An 18,993-nucleotide genomic window follows, 5' to 3' on the forward strand; every position below is an offset into this window, starting at 1 on the left:
AGGAAACATTACCCATGCAAAATGTACAGTTACTGATTCACGGACAATCTGTAAATTCAAGTTCAGCACAAACTTTTGAGCGAATTAGCCCAATTGATGGCACGGTAGCATCAGTTGCTTCAGCAGCAACGCTTGAAGATGTCGATAAAGCAATTGAATCAGCACATCGGGCATTTGATGTCTGGTCTAAATTGTCACCGACTGAACGTCGCTTAAGATTATTAAAAGCTGCTGATCTGATGGATCAAAAGACTGAACAATTTATCCAGATTGGTATGCGTGAAACAGGTTCAACTGCCACATGGTATGGGTTTAATGTTCACCTTGCAGCCAATATGCTTAGAGAAGCCGCAGCCATGACCACACAGATTGATGGCAGTATTATTCCATCTGATGTACCAGGTAACTTGGCTATGGGTATTCGTGTACCCTGTGGTGTTATTGTCGGTATGGCACCTTGGAATGCTCCCGTTATTTTGGCCACACGGGCACTAGCAATGCCTTTGGCTTGTGGCAACACTGTGGTATTAAAAGCGTCAGAAGCCTGCCCTGCCACGCATCGCCTCATTGGCGAAGTATTACTTGAAGCGGGATTAGGCGAAGGTGTTGTGAATGTAATCACGCATTCTGCCGCCGATGCGCCTCAAATTGTAGAGCGCTTAATTTCACACCCTCTTACCAAACGGATTAACTTTACAGGTTCGACGCATGTCGGAAAGATTATTGCTGAGACTGCGGCAAAATATTTAAAACCCGTATTACTTGAACTCGGTGGTAAAGCACCAGTACTGGTTCTTGATAAAGCTAATCTTGAAGATGCAGTAAATGCAGTTGCATTTGGCGCCTTTTTTAACCAAGGGCAAATTTGTATGTCGACGGAACGTGTTTTAGTTGATGACCAAATTGCCGACCAATTTATTGAAAAATTAATTGAAAAAACCAAAACTATTGAGGCTGCTAATCCACTTCAAGGGAATTACCCTTTGGGTGTATTAGAAAGTGAAAAAGCTGCAAATCGATTACGTCTTTTATTAGAAGATGCTCAAGAAAAAGGGGCGGATTTGCCACTCGGAATTCATATTCAGGGTGCTATGATGCAGCCGACTATCATTGTGAATATTACTCAAGAAATGAAGCTCTATCGTGAAGAATCATTTGCACCTGTATGCACGATTCAACGCTTTAAAACGGATGAAGAAGCCATTCAACTTGCCAATGACAGTGAATTTGGTTTGTCTTCCGCAGTATTTAGTCAAGATATTGTTCAAGCTTTAGCAGTAGCAAAACAAATCGAATCAGGGATTTGTCATATTAATGGTGCAACGGTTCATGATGAAGCGCAAATGCCATTTGGTGGTGTAAAACAAAGTGGTTATGGTCGCTTTGGTAGCAAAGTATCGATTGCCGAATTTACTGAGCTGCGTTGGATTACCATTCAAACAACCCCAAGACACTATCCAATTTAAATATAGATAGGGATCAAGAGTAAGAAAAATAGACTCTTGATTCAAATGGACTAAAAATAGTTATAAAAAAATTGATATGGAGTAAGGCAATGGCGCAAATGAATGCTGCCCCACAAAACTATCCAGAGCGTTTAGTCAGACTTGGTGGGCATGAAATTAATTTTCATTATGATAATGAAACGCTCTATATATCTCCAAAAGAACAATTGAAAGATTATCCGCAAAAACTGACGGATCGCTTACTCCAGTATGCTGAATCACATCCCGATCGAACCTTTGCTGCAAAACGAAATGCTCAAGGTGAATGGACGAAACTCAGTTATTCAGATACGGTACAAAAAGCATGGCATATTGCACAAGCTTTACATAACCGCAGTGATTTATCGGCCGAACGTCCGCTGCTGATTTTGTCTGGGAATGATTTAGAGCATCTATTACTGTCAATGGGTGCCATGCTAGCAGGTGTACCCTTCTCTGCTATTTCTCCTGCTTATTCCTTAATTTCTCAAGATTTTGACAAGCTTAAACATGTTTTCAATGTTTTAACACCGGGATTAGTTTTTGCAAATGATGGAAAAGCTTTCGCAAATGCAATTCAAAGCTGTGCCAAGCCAGATGTAGAAGTTATTACAAACTCTGGAATTCTAGGCAATATGGCATGCACACCATTTCAAAGTTTACTTGATACGCCAGTGCATAATGTTCAAGATCATTATGAATGTCTAGATGAGCATCAAATTGCCAAATTCTTATTTACTTCAGGCTCCACAAAACTACCCAAAGCTGTTCCGACGACACATCTAATGTTGTGTTCAAATCAACAGATGCTTTTACAAACATTTCCTGAATTTGAAGATACACCGCCGATATTATTGGACTGGCTATCTTGGCATCATACTTTTGGCGGAAGCCATAATGTCGGCATTGCACTCTACAACGGCGGAACCATTTATATTGATGATGGTAAACCTGTTACGGGCAAGTTTGATGAAACCATCAAAAATTTAAAAGAGATTTCTCCAACCGTATATTTAAATGTGCCCAAAGGTTGGGAAGAACTGACTGAAGCTTTAGAAAAAGATAAAGCGTTAAGAAATACCTTTTTTGCTCAAGTTAAAATTTTATTTTTTGCAGGTGCAGCACTCTCAGAAGCTGGATGGAACCGTTTAGATCGTATTGCCCAAGAACATTGCGGTGAACGTATTCGCATTATGTGTGGTTTGGGGATGACCGAGACTGCACCATCCTGCACATTTTCTACGGGGCCTCATGTAAAAGCAGGTTTTATTGGCTACCCTGCACCTGGCTGTGAAATTAAACTTGTTCCCAGCCATGACAAATTAGAATTTTGTGTGCGTGGCCAAAATGTCATGCGGGGCTACTGGCGTTTAACTGAAAATCAACAAAATCAAGTTTTTGATGAAGAAGGTTTCTACCGTACTGGCGATGCAGTCCGTTTGGTGGATGAATCTGACCCAAGTCAAGGCCTCATGTACGATGGCAGAATTGCCGAAGATTTCAAGTTAAATACAGGTACTTTTGTCAATGTCGGAACATTACGCAATAAAGTTCTGATCCAAGGCAATCAACTCATTCATGATGTTTGTGTTACGGGTTCTAATTTAAATGCGATTGGTTTTTTAATCTTCCCGAAATTACAAGCGTGCGCGGCTTATGCAGGTTTGAAATTAACAGAACATTCAGCTGAAGAAATTTTACAACACCCCAAAATCCAACATTGGTTTAAACAATTCTTGATTGAATTTAATAAAGATGCCACGGGCAGTTCTAATCGTGTGGCCATGTTGTATTTGATGACCGAAGCACCACAGTTAGATCTGGGCGAAGTGACCGATAAAGGTAATCTAAATCAAAGCAATATTTTAAAAAGACGTAGCAATCTCGTCGATGCCTTATATAGCAAAGTTACTGAGCATTCGCTGATCATTAGAATTCCCACCCTGAATAATTAGCCTTAAGCACAAGAAAAACAACTCTATTTTATAGAGTTGTTGATCCCTCTTTGTCTTTAACTTTTTACCCAATAGGTAAAACTATGCAATTAGATAGCGAATTTGAACTGTTTAGAGATAATTTTCGACGGTTTTTAAATGAATACGTTGCCCCATATTATGAGCAATGGGAAGAACAAGGATTAATTCCGCGTGAAATTTGGAACAAACTTGGTGAAAATGGTTTTCTTTGTGTCGATGTACCAGAACAGTATGGTGGATATGGCGCACCAGTCCACTATTCACTGATGTTGGTTCAAGAAACTGCTCAAGCAGGTTTTACTTCACTGGCTGTAGCCATCGGTGGACAAAGTGAACTGGTTTCCCCTTATATTCAAAATATAGGGTCAGAACAACAAAAAAACTTTTGGCTACCCAAAATGGTGACGGGTGAAGTCGTTAGCGCGATTGCCATGACAGAAGCCAATGCTGGCTCAGACTTACAAGCCATTCGAACTCAAGCGATTTTGCACAATGAACATTATCTTGTCGATGGTTCTAAAACATTTATATCAAATGGTCATCATGCAGATCTGATTGTATTGGTGGCAAAAACAGATCCTCAAGCACGCGCCAAAGGCATTTCAATTTTATTGGTCGATGCACAGCTTGAAGGTGTGAAAAAAGGTCGCTGTCTTAAAAAAATTGGTTTACATGCCCAAGACACTGCCGAACTTTTTTTTGATCAAGTTCACGTTCCCACCAGCCAACTCTTAGGTGAAACAGGCAAAGGTTTTAGCTACCTGATGCAAGAATTACCTCGAGAAAGACTCAGTATTTCCATGATGGCGCTTGGTTCCATTTTAGGTGCAATTGAACTGACCAAAGGCTATGTCCAAGAACGTAAAGCCTTTGGTCAAGCACTAAGTCAATTTCAAAATACCCGATTTGTCCTTGCACAGGCTCAAATTAAAGCAAAGGCTGCGCAAGCTTTTGTGCAGCAATGTGCCACTTTATATAGTCAAGAGCAACTTACCGTCTCTGAAGTCGCGGCACTGAAATGTTTTATTACCGATACCCAGTGCGAAATTATGGATCAATTACTCCAGTTGTTTGGTGGCTACGGCTATATGCAGGAATACCCAATTTCACGCTTTTTTGTCGATGCACGTGTGCAAAAAATCTATGGCGGCACTAACGAAATTATGAAAGAAATCGTGGCTCGCGAGCTACTAGGAAAATAGGTCTAAAGATAGGCAAATTCGAGTAATACGGGGGTCGTATTACTTTTAGAACAAGAAAGTCGTTTCAGGAAGAAATGCTATGCACAAAATTTGGATTACCTCATCAATGCTTTTATCTACACAAGTATTTGCAAGTCATTTTATTGACAACAGCAGTGTAGAATTAACCACGCGAAATTTTTATTTTGATCGAGATTATCAAGAACAATCTGCTTATCCAGCTGCAAAAGACTGGTCTCAAGGATTTATCTTGAAAGCAAATTCTGGCTATACCGAAGGGAAAGTTGGTTTTGGTTTAGATATTTTAGCAACGGCAGGATTTAAGCTAAATGCTGATGCCGAGTATGCTGGCACTGGAAATTTACCGCGTGATCCCCGTACCAATGAACCAGCCAGTAGCTATGGTGAAATTGGGGTAACAGCGAAAGCTAAAATGAGTCAGACGGAAGTTAAAGTTGGCACACTCATGCCAATGAACCCAGTTTTAGTGGCTTCCCCTGCACGCTTATTGCCTCAAACTTATCGGGGTATTTCCGTTCAGTCAAAGGATATTCAAAAGCTTGACCTACAGGCAGCCTATATTGATCAAGTCAATCATCGTGATTCGACCAACTACGAAAACATTAAAATTTCTGGGGTAAATGGACGCTTTATACCTGCGGAAACGGATGGACTTTATTACGCAGGTGGTCATTACGATTTGAACAAAGCTTTTAAATTCACTTCATTTTATTTGGATGTCGAGGATTTATACAATCAAGCCTTAGTTGGTATACAGCATAAATATATGCTGAATGAGCAGACTAACCTTACTTCACAACTACGCTACTACCGAAGCCGTGATGAAGGCCAAGCCAAAGCTGGATTGGTCAATAATGATCTACTGCATGCACATTTTGAATTAAAGCATGATCAGCATAAATTTATTTTTAGCACATTTCAACATCATGGTGAAACCGCATTTCCTTATTTATCAGGCGGTGAAACAGGTCTACTTATTGACACATGGCCGGGTGAGTTCTTAAATCCAAAAGAAAAAGTATATAGCTTTCGCTATGAATATGACTTTAAAAACACCATACCTGGTCTTCGTTTTATGACACGCTACACGACTGGACATAATATTTATGCACCGAATTTAGGCGGCACAGACTTAAAAGAGGATGAACTCGATTTTGATCTGGGTTATACCGTTCAAAGTGGCTTGCTTAAAAATTTAGGCCTACGCGCACGTTATGCCATTTACGATAACAACATGCTACCTACCGCTAATATTAAACCAGTCAATGAAACAAGAATTAATATTGATTACACATGGAAATTTAAATAACTATTTCTATAAACCCTATTTCTTTGTGACTAGGGTTTATTTTTTAAGGAAAATCAGAATGATAAATATAAAAAACTTACCTCCCATTCATCATTTATTAAATGGACACGACTTGAATTGGGATGAAAATTTAGCTCAAATTCATGTGAAATATACAGCCTTAGAAAGCTTTACCAATCCAAGGGGTAACGTCGAGGGCGGTATGATTTGTGCAATGTTAGATGATGCAATGGGACTTTTAGCAACAATGAATACATCCCAAAAGCCAGCGGCAACAATTAATCTCACCATGGATTTCTTTAGACCATGTGACATTGGGGTCATCGAAGTAAAAGCATGCTTTATAAAACAAGGCAATAAAATCTTAAATATTGAAAGTGAAGCTTGGCAACATAAAAAGTTGGTCGCAAAAAGCTCAGCTGCATTTATGGTTCTATAAATACCGTATTCATTTGGCGAATGATCAAGCACTTTAAAAAAACAAACTGATTGCAGCAGCCTAATCAACAGGAAATAGCACCCTTATTTTATTCAGCAATTCATTCAAAATATTTAAAGCCACAAATTCTAAGCCAGTCATTTAGACCTTTGAAACACCTTGCATAATTTAGTCATTAATTTATGCCACATCAATTTTTATTCGACACAAACGTTGACGTAAACGGAAATAACCAACATAAGGAATATGTATGCAAAAAAATTTGCGCTCCATTTTTACCATGAGCAGTAGCATATTGGGCATGAGCCTACTTTTAGCCAGTTGTGGAAGTGATAATGAAACATCCCCAATAACACAACAAACGATTCCACAACTGTCCCCTGCTGTTGGAACCTCAATAAAAGGGAGTTGTGCTGATTTAAAATCTTTCTCATTTGAACACACGACCATTACTACCGCAACGTTACAAGATGCAGGCAGTTTGAGTGTGGCAAACAAACCGATAAGAGCACATTGCTTAGTCACAGGACACATGTATTCGCGTATAAGTCCTGTAGACGGCCAACAATATCAAATTGGATTTGAAATGCGCTTACCCGTGGACTGGAATGGTCGTTTTCTTTATCAAGGTAATGGAGGTACGGATGGTAATATTGCGCAAGCTGTAGGTAATGTGGGTAGCGGTGGCCCATTAACAAATGCCTTATATGATGGCTTTGCGGTCATTTCATCTGATGCAGGACACTCCGCACAGCAAAATCCGACATTTGGAATAGATCCTCAAGCTCGAATTGATTATGGCTATGGCGCAATTACCAAACTAACACCAATGGCAAAAGATTTAATCAAGTTCGCTTATGGAAAACGACCTGATCGCTCATATGCTGGCGGTACATCAAACGGTGGAAGACATGCCATGATTGCAGCTACTCGTTTAGCCAATGAGTATGATGGTATTTTAGCCAGCTCACCTGGATTTCATTTACCACGTGCAGCAGCAGCACAGCTCTATACCGCACAGCAATTACGCACCGTTGCGACTGATGAAAATGATCTCAGTACTGCCTTTACGATGTTTGAACGACAAACAGTTGCTAATTCTATTTTGGCGCGTTGTGATCAACTTGATGGAATCACTGATGGATTAGTTCAGGATGTTGAAGCATGTCGCTCTGCATTCGATATTCACGAACACGTGCCTGTATGCCAAAATGAAAGAAATGGAAGCTGTCTAACTACAGAACAAATTCAGGCTATTTCTAATATTTTTACTGGACCTGTTAATTCTAAAGGTGAAGCACTATATGCAACTCAACCTTATGATCCGGGTTTACTCGGAAGCAATTGGGCAAGTTGGAAATTTGAATCATCTGTAGGCACAGCACGAGACCCTGTTGCAGTCGGTATTATTTTTCAGGTTCCACCTGATTTAAGCATTATTCAAAATTCTAGACAGTTTGCATTCGACTTTAATTTTGATACCGATTATCCAAAATTATCAGCATCCAATGAAATCTACCAAGAAAGTGCAATGTCCTTTATGTTGCCACCGAATGAGCTGAATTTAGATACACTCCTTTATCGTGGTGGAAAAATGCTGATTGTGCAGGGAACTGCGGATGGTGTTTTTTCTGTAGATGACACTCAAAATTGGTATGACAAGCTCGTACAAACATACGCGACAAACACCTCAGCAAAAACCACTGATTTTGCACGTTTTTTCCGTGTTCCTGGCATGAATCATTCACGTGCAGGAATTGCAACAGATCAATTTGATGCACTTCATGGTTTAGTACGATGGGTTGAATATGGTGAAAAACCTGAACGTATTATTGCTGCTGCAAGAGGTGTGGGAAATATGAGTGGTCAAATCAATACTGAGTTACCATCTGATTGGGCACCTGATCGCACTCGTCCTCTCTGCGCTTACCCACTGATTGCACGTTATAGTGGTCAAGGTGATAGTGAAAAAGCCGAGAACTTCAATTGTAGTTAATCAAGGCTTTGTTATACACATCTATCACTAGGCTTATTCAACTCTATAATTCTCCAATGAATAAGCCTGCACCTGATATCAGTACTCGACTCTAAGTCATCGTCAAAAATACATTAATATTGAAATTAGTTACCAAAAAAGTGATGGTAGGCTTCATCTCTTAATTAACAGTACAAGTTTAAAACTTCTTGGTGAAGGAAATGGAAGCGTAAGAAGCATCAACCTGAATATCGTCGACAATGGTGTAAGCTACATATTGGAATTGATGCTGAAATACTGCATCAAATTATTAGGCGATAAACTCAGTTCAAGAAGCTTTCAAAGTCAGGTCAATGAAATTCATGCAAGTCTAGCAGTGTTGAATAGATTCGCTGAACTAGGCAGACCTCACACCCCTTGCAAAGCAGTGCTTCTCATATCTTAAATTTGAGGAAGTTAAGAGTACTTTTACTTTTAAATATTTGTGCAACAAAGTCAAATTTAAACAAAATCTTCAGTAATAAAAACACTTTCTTCTAAATGGCACACTTTATCGTCAATAAGAACAACTTTTGTAAATTCCCCCAAACGTCCACAATAAAGAGTATCTAGAACAAGTCGATGTAAGCCAGCGTTTTGTAATTGGCATGAATAACTTCGCAGCAGTCTGATTTTAATGCTCTCAACTAAAAAAACACCACTTTATGTGATGTTTTTTATCTAACTGGGAGAGTTCAATGCTTAGAAAGAATTCTTCTGCTCAGTTGGAATAAGCGTTTGAACCAAAACTGTCTCGCTTTCCTCTGCTTTATGACTTTCAGTTTTAGCAATGACTGCCGTTGCAACACTATTACCAATAATATTCGTTGCTGTACGTCCCATGTCTAAGAAGTGATCTACTGCAAGAATTAGCAAAATACCCGCTTCTGGAAGTTTAAACATCGCTAATGTTGCAGCAATCACCACCAACGATGCACGAGAAACACCTGCAATACCCTTACTAGTGATCATCAGTGTGAGCAACATCAATATTTGTTGTGAGATACTTAAATCAATGTTATAAGCTTGAGCAATAAATAGCACTGCAAAAGACATGTAAATCATTGAACCATCGAGGTTAAATGAGTAGCCTAATGGCAGTACAAAGCTGATAATACGCTTTGGTACACCAAATTTTTCCAATGCTACCATTAGTTTTGGATAAGCAGATTCACTACTTGCTGTTGCAAAACCTAATACCGCAGGTTCACGAATGGTCTTAAGCAAACGGAATACATCTTTTTTCAGGAAGATATAGCCAACGCTAATAATCACAGCCCAAAGAATGAAAAGACTGGCATAAAAGTCGCCTATAAAAATACTATAGTCGATAATGATTTGTGGCCCTTTTAAGGTAATCGCAGAAGCGATTGCCGAGAAAACAGCAATAGGAGAAAACATCATAACGTAATCAGTAATACGGAACATGACACGGCACAATTCATCAATAATTTTCGCAATGACCGTACCTTCATCTTGTTGATGATGCACGTAGGCTAAGGCTGAACCAAAGAAAATAGAGAAGATTAGAATCTGTAAGATTTCATTATTTGCCATCGCCTCGGCGAAGCTTTTTGGAAAAATATGCGTAATAAAGGCTTGTATATTTAAACTGGTTGCACTGACACCTACATCAACAGGTGCTGTAGGAATTGGAAGATTCATTCCTGCACCAGGTTGTAATAAGTTTGCCATGCCCATGCCTAAAAGCAAAGAGATGAGAGATGCACCAATAAACCAGCTCATGGCTTTAAGCGTAATCGAGCCCAATGATGATGATTTACCCATTGAGATTAGCCCAGAAACAATTGTTGCAAAGACCAATGGGGCAATAATCATTTTAATTAATCTTAAGAATACATCTGTAAGAATTTTAAAATATGAAGCGATATTTTCAGCTTGAGTAGTACTCAAATTACTATGAAAAAGCCAACCAATTAGTATTCCAGAAACCATAGCAACTAGAATAAATTTTAATAGTTTTTTCTGATCCATAAAAACTTCCTTTTAATACCCTAAAATCGATAAAAACATCTTATTGTTTTATAAAATGTTTTGATTTTTTTCCATCCAAGCCAAATATCCATTTAACTTAGGGGTGTTGGCAGAATCTATCGAAAGTTGATCAGAATTGAAAATGCAAAAAAGTATTTTTCTATGCAAAATTTGCATGGAGATTATTAAGAAAATATACAAAATGCCAATGACAGTATTCATTAAAGGAACTTAAATATTGTCAATGTTTGCACAAATCAAACATTGTTGTTAATGGAATTTAAGAACTAGGATCTGGTTAATGATAAGTAAAACTCTCCAATCATGCGGCTTGGCACTCACCCTTTTAGCATCATCCATGGCACTTTACGCAAAAAATAATGTCGTAGTGGTTGCTACTGGCGGAACGATTGCTGGTGCAGGTGCAAGTTCAACCAATAGTGCAACTTATAGCGCGGCTAAAGTTCCAGTTGATGCACTGATCAAAGCTGTACCACAAGTAAATGATCTGGCGAATGTAACGGGAATACAGGCACTGCAAGTTGCATCTGAAAGTATTACTGACAAAGAATTGTTATCTTTAGCGCGTCAAGTCAGTGATTTAGTAAAGAAACCTTCTGTGAATGGTGTAGTCATTACTCATGGTACGGATACCATGGAAGAAACTGCTTTTTTCCTAAATTTAGTGGTACATACTGATAAACCGATTGTGCTGGTTGGCTCTATGCGACCTTCGACTGCAATGTCGGCAGATGGTCCACTAAATCTATATAGCGCTGTTGCTTTGGCTTCTTCGGATGAAGCTAAAAACAAAGGCGTGATGGTCTTAATGAATGATTCGATTTTTGCCGCACGAGATGTGACCAAAGGCATTAATATTCATACCAATGCTTTTGTAAGCCAATGGGGAGCTTTGGGTACTTTAGTTGAAGGTAAGCCTTATTGGTTCAGAAGTTCAGTGAAAAAGCATACCAATAATTCCGAGTTTCATATTGATAAAATTCAGGGTGATGCGTTACCTAGCGTTCAAATTGTCTATGGTTCAGATTCTATGATCCCTGATGCATACCAAGCATTTGCCAAAGCTGGTGTAAAAGCGATTATTCATGCAGGAACTGGCAATGGTTCTATGGCGAATTATCTGGTGCCAGAAGTAAGAAAATTGCACGATGAGCAAGGTATTCAAATTGTCCGTTCATCACGTGTAGCACAAGGTTTTATCATTCGGAATGCCGAACAGCCTGATGATAAATATGGTTGGATTGCTGCACATGATTTAAACCCACAAAAAGCCCGAATTTTGACTGCTTTAGCACTAACCAAAACCAATGATGCTAAGCAAATTCAGGAGATGTTCTGGAAATATTAAGCGTTGAAACAAATCTATCAGCGTTGAAAAGCCCGATTCTAGCGATTACATCTAGAATCGGGCTTTTTATTTAAATAAAAACTAGCGAGCCTATAATTTTTTTGTGTAAGTTCCATTTTTTATAGTAGGTAAGCGTATAGATAAAGATGGAAAACTAAAACCCCATCACCGTGATATTGGTCTTGATCCCCTACCCTGAGGTTTCTTTAGCTGAATCAAGGATCAAGCTATGTCTAAGAGCGTTGGTGGAAATAGCTCTAAAATTCACTTAGCTGTGGATGCCACTGGAAACCTTATCGAATTTATTATTGGTGATGGCACAACTCATGATGTGAAAATTGCACCTGATTTAATTGATTGTTTGGATTTTAAAGAAACAGAAATATTGTGTGCAGATAAAGGTTATGACTCAGCACCACTTAGAAAGAAAATAGAAAACACTCAAACTAAAGCTAATATTCCTAAGAAATCCAACTCTAAGTCTACTAATGAGTATATGGATTGGTATTTATATAAAATCAGACACTTAGTTGAAAATACATTTGCACGATTGAAGCATTTTAGAGGGATTGCAACTCGTTATGACAAGCTAAAACGAAACTATGAAAATTCAGTTGCTTTAGCCTGCATCTTTATTTGGTTACCATTATGAAATGTCAACAGACCCTAATATTGAAAGAATAATATCAATATAAAATCAGACTTCGATAACATGAAAGCACATCAAACCAAATAAAGTAACTGTCCCAACCTGTCTTATATCGTTGGTTTTAGTTTGATCCAATCCAAATTTTTATGAGGGGTAGGTTGTGGGGTAAAACTACAGACAAGAAAAAGCCCTTGCAAATACAAGGGCTTAATTCAAAATTTGGCGGAAGCGGTGAGATTCGAACTCACGGAGGACTCACACCCTCGTCGGTTTTCAAGACCGGTGCATTAAACCGCTCTGCCACGCTTCCATGTGCGCCATAATACGGATCTTTTTAAAAACTGACAAGTAAAAATTACAAGCAAAGCATTCAAATGAATATTGTTTCACCAAATCAACTTAAAAAATCATAATTTGGCTGCTAATTCAGCACCTTCACGAATTGCACGCTTCGCATCAAGCTCTGCCGCCAGTTTTGCACCACCAATAATATGGTAATTTGCCAAAGTATTTTCACCTTCATTTGGCATAATGTCTTTTACTGACTCTTGCCCCGCACAAACCACGACAGTATCGACACGTAAAAGTTGGTCATAGCCGTTGGTTTCAATCCATAAACCTTCATCGGTAATGGATTTATATTGCACACCACGCAACATTTTAACCGCATGTTTTTTAAGTTGTGCGCGATGCACCCAACCCGATGTTTTTCCTAAACCAGCACCTAAAGGTGTAGTTTTACGTTGCAATAAATAGATTTCACGCACAGGATGATCGACTTGTGAGGGCTGCAAACCACCTTCGGAAATATAGTTCGGATTTGGATCAATACCCCACTCTCGTTGCCAGTCTACTAACGGCTGTGGTTGAGGCTGATGTTCTGGTTTCAATAAAAATTCGGAAACATCAAATCCTATACCGCCTGCACCAATCACTGCAACACGATTGCCAACGGCAGCACCCCGTAATACTTCTGCATACGACAACACTTGTGGCGCATGACTGCCTTCAATTTTTAAACCACGCGGCACAACACCCGTTGCAACAATGACCTCATCAAAACCTTCACGTTCTAATTGCTCACGGTTCACTTTGGTATTTAAACGCAGTTCTACCCCTGTTTTTTCAATTTGGACTTTAAAGTAGCGAATGGTTTCATGGAACTCTTCTTTACCCGGAACAACTTTGGCTAAATTAAACTGCCCGCCAATTTCTTGCGCGGCTTCAAATAAAGTCACCTGATGACCACGACTCGCAGCCACTGTTGCAGCAGACATACCCGCTACACCACCACCGACAACTGCAATTTTTTTCGGTGCTTTGGTCTTTAAATAAACCAATTCAGTTTCATACGCTGCACGAGGATTGACTAAACAAGTGGCACGTTGATTTTTAAAAGTATGATCTAAACACGCTTGATTACACGCAATACAGGTATTAATTTCATCAACACGATTGGTTGCGGTTTTACTCACCCAAAATGCATCTGCCAACAACGGACGTGCCATCTGAACCATATCTGCTTTTCCAGCAGCTAAAATAGCTTCAGCTGTTTCAGGCATATTAATACGGTTTGAAGCGATCACAGGAATAGAGACATGCTTTTTCACTTCTGCCGTATAATCAGCAAATGCTGCTCGTGGTACAGACGTGACAATAGTAGGAATACGTGCTTCGTGCCAGCCAATACCTGTATTCAACAATGTTATCCCTGCTTTTTCCAAAGCTTGAGCAACGATAATCACTTCATCCATGGTATTACCATCATGAACCAAATCAAGCATCGATAAACGGAAGCAGATAATAAATTTCTCACCGACTTTCTCACGAATCGCTCTGACAATCTCAACTGCAAAACGCATCCGATTCTGAATATCACCACCCCAACGATCATCACGCTGATTGACATGGCGACTTAAAAACTGGTTCAGTAAGTAGCCTTCAGAACCCATGATTTCTACACCATCATAGCCTGCTTTTTTAGCAATACTGGCAGTATGTGCATAATCATCAATGGTATCTAAAATCTGCTTTTCACTCATTTGACGCGGTTTAAAAGGTGAAATGGGTGACTTAATTGGACTTGCAGACATTACAAAAGGTTGATAACCATAACGTCCTGCATGCAAAATTTGCATCAAAATTTTTGCGCCATGTTTATGCACAGCATGTGTCACTAAACGGTGTGGTGCAACATCGCCCAAGGTATTCATAGTACCGCCCGCAGGAAGTAACCAACCTGAACGGTTGGGTGAAATTCCCCCAGTAATAATTAAACCAACACCACCTTTTGCACGTTCCCCAAAATATGCCGCCAGTTTAGGGTAGTTGTAAAAACGATCTTCCAGACCTGTGTGCATTGACCCCATCACGACACGGTTTTTAATGGTCGTAAAGCCTAAATGAAGTGGTTTTAATATATTTGCATAGCGAGTTGTCATCATGAATCCTTTAAGGTTGGCTTTGCAACTTGTTGCATACTACTTTACCGACTTTTCATATTTTGTTTATGGCTTTTTAAATAATTTGTCTGCAAGAAACTGTCAATTTGACATAAAAAAAGTGTAGCTATTTAGACTACACTTAAAGTATTACACCTGATGATTATTTACCTCAATTTATGAAGATTTCCAGTTTTTTAATTTCGTTGTATGCCCAATACCGACATTGAAACTATTGGTTGGATCTAGTTTTTGATAATGTTTTTTAAGTGCTGGCTTCGCCACATATAAATGCCCCACATTATGTTCCGCAGGATATTCCGCACCACGCTCATCCAACAAATGCCACATTTGATGCTCTATTGCTAAAGGATCAACCCCTTTTTTGACGATATAGTCTTGATGAAAGACATGACACAGAAAATGACCGTAATAAAGTTTATGAATCATTAAATCATCGATGTCTTTGGGTAAAGTTTCTAACCATTCACGGTCATTACGGCGTAAAGCAATATCCAGCGCCACAATATCTTCAACCTCACTGCGATGGGTATCTCGATAACGAATCGCAGCACCAGCAACCGCAAAACGATGTAAAAAAGCTTTCCGTCCTTCTTCCTCTGTACACAAAAAATAATGACCTGAAGTATTTGAAGCAAAATATTGTTTTAAAAATTGCTCAACCTGTCCAACATCCTGATTTTCTATACGCAAAACCAAATGATGTTCATATAAGTCACGGAATTCATTCATACGTTGCGGTAAATGGTTGGGCATAAACTTAGTGACCAATTGCAAAACTTTGTCCGAAAGTCCTTTCATGCCAAATTTTTCTAAATAACCATCGATCTTATCTTTCATGGCAAAAGCGGCTGGCACTTTGGCTGTACCAAACTTTTCAATAAACATGAAAGTATCTTTGCCATATTCAGCACCAATATCATAAGCAACACGGTGGATATATTCGCCTGCTATCGGCAAACGTGCTAAATCTTTCAATAAAAAACGACGGATTTCAGTTAAATCATTCTGTGAATTTGTGCCGACATAGAACACTTGGCTTGGGATTTTCTCAAAAGTATCCAGACGTACTGCAAATACACACACTTTACCTGCCGAACCCGATGCTTCAAATAAACGCGATGGATCTGCATTAAATCGTGCAGGCGTATTTTCATCTACTTGGGTTACATCGTGTGCATAATGCTGATCTGAAGCACAGCAATTTGCATCATTTTGGATATCATCTATTTGATAGTGTTGCTTTTGCAATTTAGATAAAATTTCTTCAGGCGTTGTACCTAAGTCCACACCTAAATGATTCACCAGTTCTAACTCACCTACTTCATTTACGCGGGCATAAAGTGCCAGCTCAGTATAAGCAGGTCCACGACGTACCAATGCGCCGCCCGAGTTATTACATACCCCACCTAACACAGATGCACCTATACACGATGAACCAATTACCGAATGTGGTTCACGGTTAAAGGGTGCCAATTCTTTTTCGAGTCGATCCAGTGTTGCACCCGGCAAACAAATCACTTGCTTACCGTCATTAATTACTTGAATCCCCGCTAAACGGCGAGTACTGATTAAAACAACTGGACGATCATAATCATCACCAAACGGTGTAGAACCACCCGTCAATCCTGTATTGGCAGCTTGCATAATCACAATACAATCTGCATCGACTGCGGTTTGTAAAACATGCCATTGCTCAATTAAAGAACCCGGGGTAACAACAGCCAAAACTTGACCAGAACCATAACGTCGACCCTGACGATATAAGCGTGTGGCATTATCATCGGTTAAAACGTGTGCTTTACCCACGATGCTGATGAGTTTATGAATGGTTTGCTGTGAATCTGATTGGGATTGCATATTCCATATCCTGTTTACGAATCCTTATTCAATATCAATCAACAAGGCATTCATTACGACGGAGTCTTTTCAATATTATTTATACTTCTGGATAAACCTTCGGTTCGACCTACTTTTCTTTCGGGAAAAGTAGGCAAAACCATTGTCATCCGCAAAACTCGGCAAAGACCGCCTTTTCAATACATTCTTCGCAGAAACATTATTTTTAATAATGTAGTCCTGCCTCAAACAATTGCAGATGACACTTTCGTGTATCAAACTTAGCGATTAAATTTATATTCCATTTTCATTCAAAATATAAATCACCCAGCCAATTCTCGATCCAATTTCACCAAACAATCAGAAGTAATATCTGCAATGGTTTTTGCACCTGTTAACGTCATTGCAACACGCATCTCTTTATCAATTAAATCTAATAAATTAGATACACCTGCTCCACCCGCAGCACCCAATGCATAAACAAATGCACGACCAAGCATACAAGTATCTGCACCCATCGCCAGCATACGGACCACATCTAAACCATTACGAATGCCTGAATCGGCTAGAATTTTAATCTCACCTTTTACCGCATCTGCAATTGGAGGCAATGCACGAGCACTGGATAAAACCCCATCCAACTGACGACCACCATGGTTTGAAACCACGATTCCATCTGCACCAAAACGAACAGCATCTTTAGCATCTTCAGGATCTAAAATACCCTTGATGACCATTGGGCCATCCCAAAACTCACGAATCCACTCTAAGTCTTTCCATGAAATAGACGGGTCAAAGTTATTCCCCAACCAACCAATATAATCTTCAAGCCCTGTAGGTTTACCTAAATATTTTGAAATATTACCCAAGTCATGTGGACGACCATGTAAACCCACATCCCAAGCCCATTGAGGATGAAGTACCGATTGTAAATAACGACGCATTGCTGCATTTGGACCACTCATACCCGAATGTGCATCACGATAACGCGCACCAGGTACGGGCATATCTACAGTAAAAACCAAGGTCGAACAGCCCGCAGCTTTAGCACGCTCTAAGGCATTTTTCATAAAGCCACGGTCGCGTAACACGTATAACTGAAACCACATTGGACGTTGAATCGCGGGGGCAACTTCTTCAATCGGGCACACTGAAACCGTAGATAAAGTAAAGGGAATGCCTTTCTTATCTGCCGCGACTGCTGCCTGTACTTCACCACGACGCGCATACATCCCTGTTAACCCTACAGGTGACAAAGCCACAGGCATCGATAAGGTTTCATTAAATAGCTTAGTTTCAAGACTTAAGGAAGACATATCATTCAAAACACGCTGTCTTAAGGCAATTTTGGATAAATCTTCTACATTGCGCTTTAGCGTATGTTCCGCATATGCACCACCATCGATGTAATGAAATAAAAACGGCGGTAAGCGACGTTTTGCAGCTTCACGGTAATCATTAGTAGAAGAAATAATCATAGCTATATCCTGTTTAATCGACTTGCACGCTGACGACGAGCTTCTTCTTCATCAATCGAGCGTACTTGTTGAACTACAAACTCAATATGTCCACACACTGCTTGTCGAGCAGCTTCTGGATCTCTACGTTCAATTGCAGCCATCACGCGAAAATGTTGGTCATGCAATTGATCAAAACGGTGTGATTCTGAATAGACTTTTCGACGGCCTAAAACCACGTTAAATTGCAACAAATCAAATAAGCCACGCATCATCTGAATGAGCACCAAATTATGTGATGCCTCAGCAATCGCAAGATGAAATTTAGCATCGGCTTTTGCGGCCTGATCATCATCACCAAGCGACTGAAAATAAGCAATTTTATCGTACCATTGACGAATATTTTGCAGGTCTTCTGGCGTGGCACGCTCTGCGGCATACCAAGCCGTCCCCCCTTCTAAAATCGTTCGTGCTTCCTGCACATCAAAACGATAAGCAGGATCTTGATCAATCAAATTAATTAAAGGCTGCACAATTTGATGTTGCGACCAATTGGTCGGCAACTGCTGCAAAAAAGTACCCGCCCCAACTTTACTTAACAACATGCCCATACTGCTCAGTTGCTGAATGGCTTCACGTAAAGAAGAACGGGAAACACCTAACTGCTCACATAATTTTCGTTCAGCAGGCAAACGATCTCCAACTTGCATATTATTTTGTTCAATCAATATACGAAGGCTTTGTACCACTTTGTCGGAGACTTTCATTTGCTGTCCT

12 protein-coding genes, 1 tRNA gene and 2 pseudogenes are annotated in these 18,993 nt (G+C 39.6%); 9 read left to right on the forward strand and 6 right to left on the reverse strand.

Features of this window, described 5'->3' with window-relative positions:
- Positions 1-14: 14 nt before the first annotated feature.
- From B9T30_RS02145 to B9T30_RS02175, 7 genes and pseudogenes are all read left to right on the forward strand, one after another.
- The gene (locus B9T30_RS02145) at positions 15-1,466 is read left to right on the forward strand and encodes an aldehyde dehydrogenase (RefSeq protein WP_086183571.1); all 1,452 of its coding nucleotides are present in this window, start codon (positions 15-17) and stop codon (positions 1,464-1,466) included.
- Between the two features lie 89 nt (positions 1,467-1,555).
- Positions 1,556-3,439 carry a feruloyl-CoA synthase gene (locus B9T30_RS02150; RefSeq protein WP_171264100.1) on the forward strand — a complete coding sequence of 628 codons (1,884 nt, stop codon included), beginning with the start codon at positions 1,556-1,558 and terminating at the stop codon, positions 3,437-3,439.
- An 83-nt stretch (positions 3,440-3,522) separates the two neighbouring features.
- The gene (locus B9T30_RS02155; protein WP_086183572.1) at positions 3,523-4,662 is read left to right on the forward strand and encodes an acyl-CoA dehydrogenase family protein; all 1,140 of its coding nucleotides are present in this window, start codon (positions 3,523-3,525) and stop codon (positions 4,660-4,662) included.
- A gap of 79 nt (positions 4,663-4,741) precedes the next feature.
- Positions 4,742-5,992: an OprD family porin gene (locus tag B9T30_RS02160; RefSeq protein ID WP_086183573.1), complete on the forward strand. Its 1,251-nt coding sequence runs from the start codon at positions 4,742-4,744 to the stop codon at positions 5,990-5,992.
- A gap of 58 nt (positions 5,993-6,050) precedes the next feature.
- Positions 6,051-6,431 (forward strand): PaaI family thioesterase, encoded by a 381-nt coding sequence (locus tag B9T30_RS02165; RefSeq protein WP_086183574.1) that lies wholly within the window; start codon positions 6,051-6,053, stop codon positions 6,429-6,431.
- Between the two features lie 250 nt (positions 6,432-6,681).
- Complete coding sequence (locus B9T30_RS02170) at positions 6,682-8,427, forward strand: tannase/feruloyl esterase family alpha/beta hydrolase (protein WP_086183575.1); 1,746 nt, start codon at positions 6,682-6,684, stop codon at positions 8,425-8,427.
- Between the two features lie 82 nt (positions 8,428-8,509).
- Positions 8,510-8,851, forward strand: a pseudogene (locus B9T30_RS02175) (transposase); the annotation flags it as partial.
- A gap of 296 nt (positions 8,852-9,147) precedes the next feature.
- Here B9T30_RS02175 and B9T30_RS02180 read toward each other — a convergent pair.
- Positions 9,148-10,440, reverse strand: a complete 1,293-nt coding sequence (locus B9T30_RS02180) for a dicarboxylate/amino acid:cation symporter (RefSeq protein ID WP_086183576.1) — start codon at positions 10,438-10,440, stop codon at positions 9,148-9,150.
- A gap of 301 nt (positions 10,441-10,741) precedes the next feature.
- Here B9T30_RS02180 and B9T30_RS02185 point away from each other — a divergent pair, with 301 nt between their 5' ends.
- Entirely contained in the window at positions 10,742-11,809 is a 1,068-nt protein-coding gene (locus B9T30_RS02185; protein WP_086183577.1) for an asparaginase, read from the forward strand.
- Positions 11,810-12,023: 214 nt separating this feature from the next.
- Positions 12,024-12,461 (forward strand): annotated as a pseudogene (locus B9T30_RS02190) (IS5 family transposase); the annotation flags it as partial.
- A gap of 217 nt (positions 12,462-12,678) precedes the next feature.
- On the opposite strand, the gene B9T30_RS02195 reads toward B9T30_RS02190, so the two are convergent.
- From B9T30_RS02195 to lldR, 5 genes are all read right to left on the reverse strand, one after another.
- Positions 12,679-12,768, reverse strand: a tRNA-Ser gene (locus B9T30_RS02195).
- A 97-nt stretch (positions 12,769-12,865) separates the two neighbouring features.
- Positions 12,866-14,902: an NADPH-dependent 2,4-dienoyl-CoA reductase gene (locus B9T30_RS02200; protein WP_171264101.1), complete on the reverse strand. Its 2,037-nt coding sequence runs from the start codon at positions 14,900-14,902 to the stop codon at positions 12,866-12,868.
- A gap of 174 nt (positions 14,903-15,076) precedes the next feature.
- The gene (gene dld / locus B9T30_RS02205; protein ID WP_086183579.1) at positions 15,077-16,780 is read right to left on the reverse strand and encodes a D-lactate dehydrogenase; all 1,704 of its coding nucleotides are present in this window, start codon (positions 16,778-16,780) and stop codon (positions 15,077-15,079) included.
- Positions 16,781-17,082: 302 nt separating this feature from the next.
- A complete protein-coding gene (lldD, locus tag B9T30_RS02215; protein WP_086183580.1) occupies positions 17,083-18,237 on the reverse strand; it encodes an FMN-dependent L-lactate dehydrogenase LldD in 1,155 nt (384 codons plus the stop codon).
- A gap of 2 nt (positions 18,238-18,239) precedes the next feature.
- Positions 18,240-18,983 (reverse strand): transcriptional regulator LldR, encoded by a 744-nt coding sequence (lldR, locus tag B9T30_RS02220; protein ID WP_086164216.1) that lies wholly within the window; start codon positions 18,981-18,983, stop codon positions 18,240-18,242.
- Positions 18,984-18,993: the final 10 nt, after the last annotated feature.

Source organism: Acinetobacter sp. ANC 4973 (genome assembly GCF_002135275.1).
Classification (GTDB): domain Bacteria; phylum Pseudomonadota; class Gammaproteobacteria; order Pseudomonadales; family Moraxellaceae; genus Acinetobacter; species Acinetobacter kyonggiensis.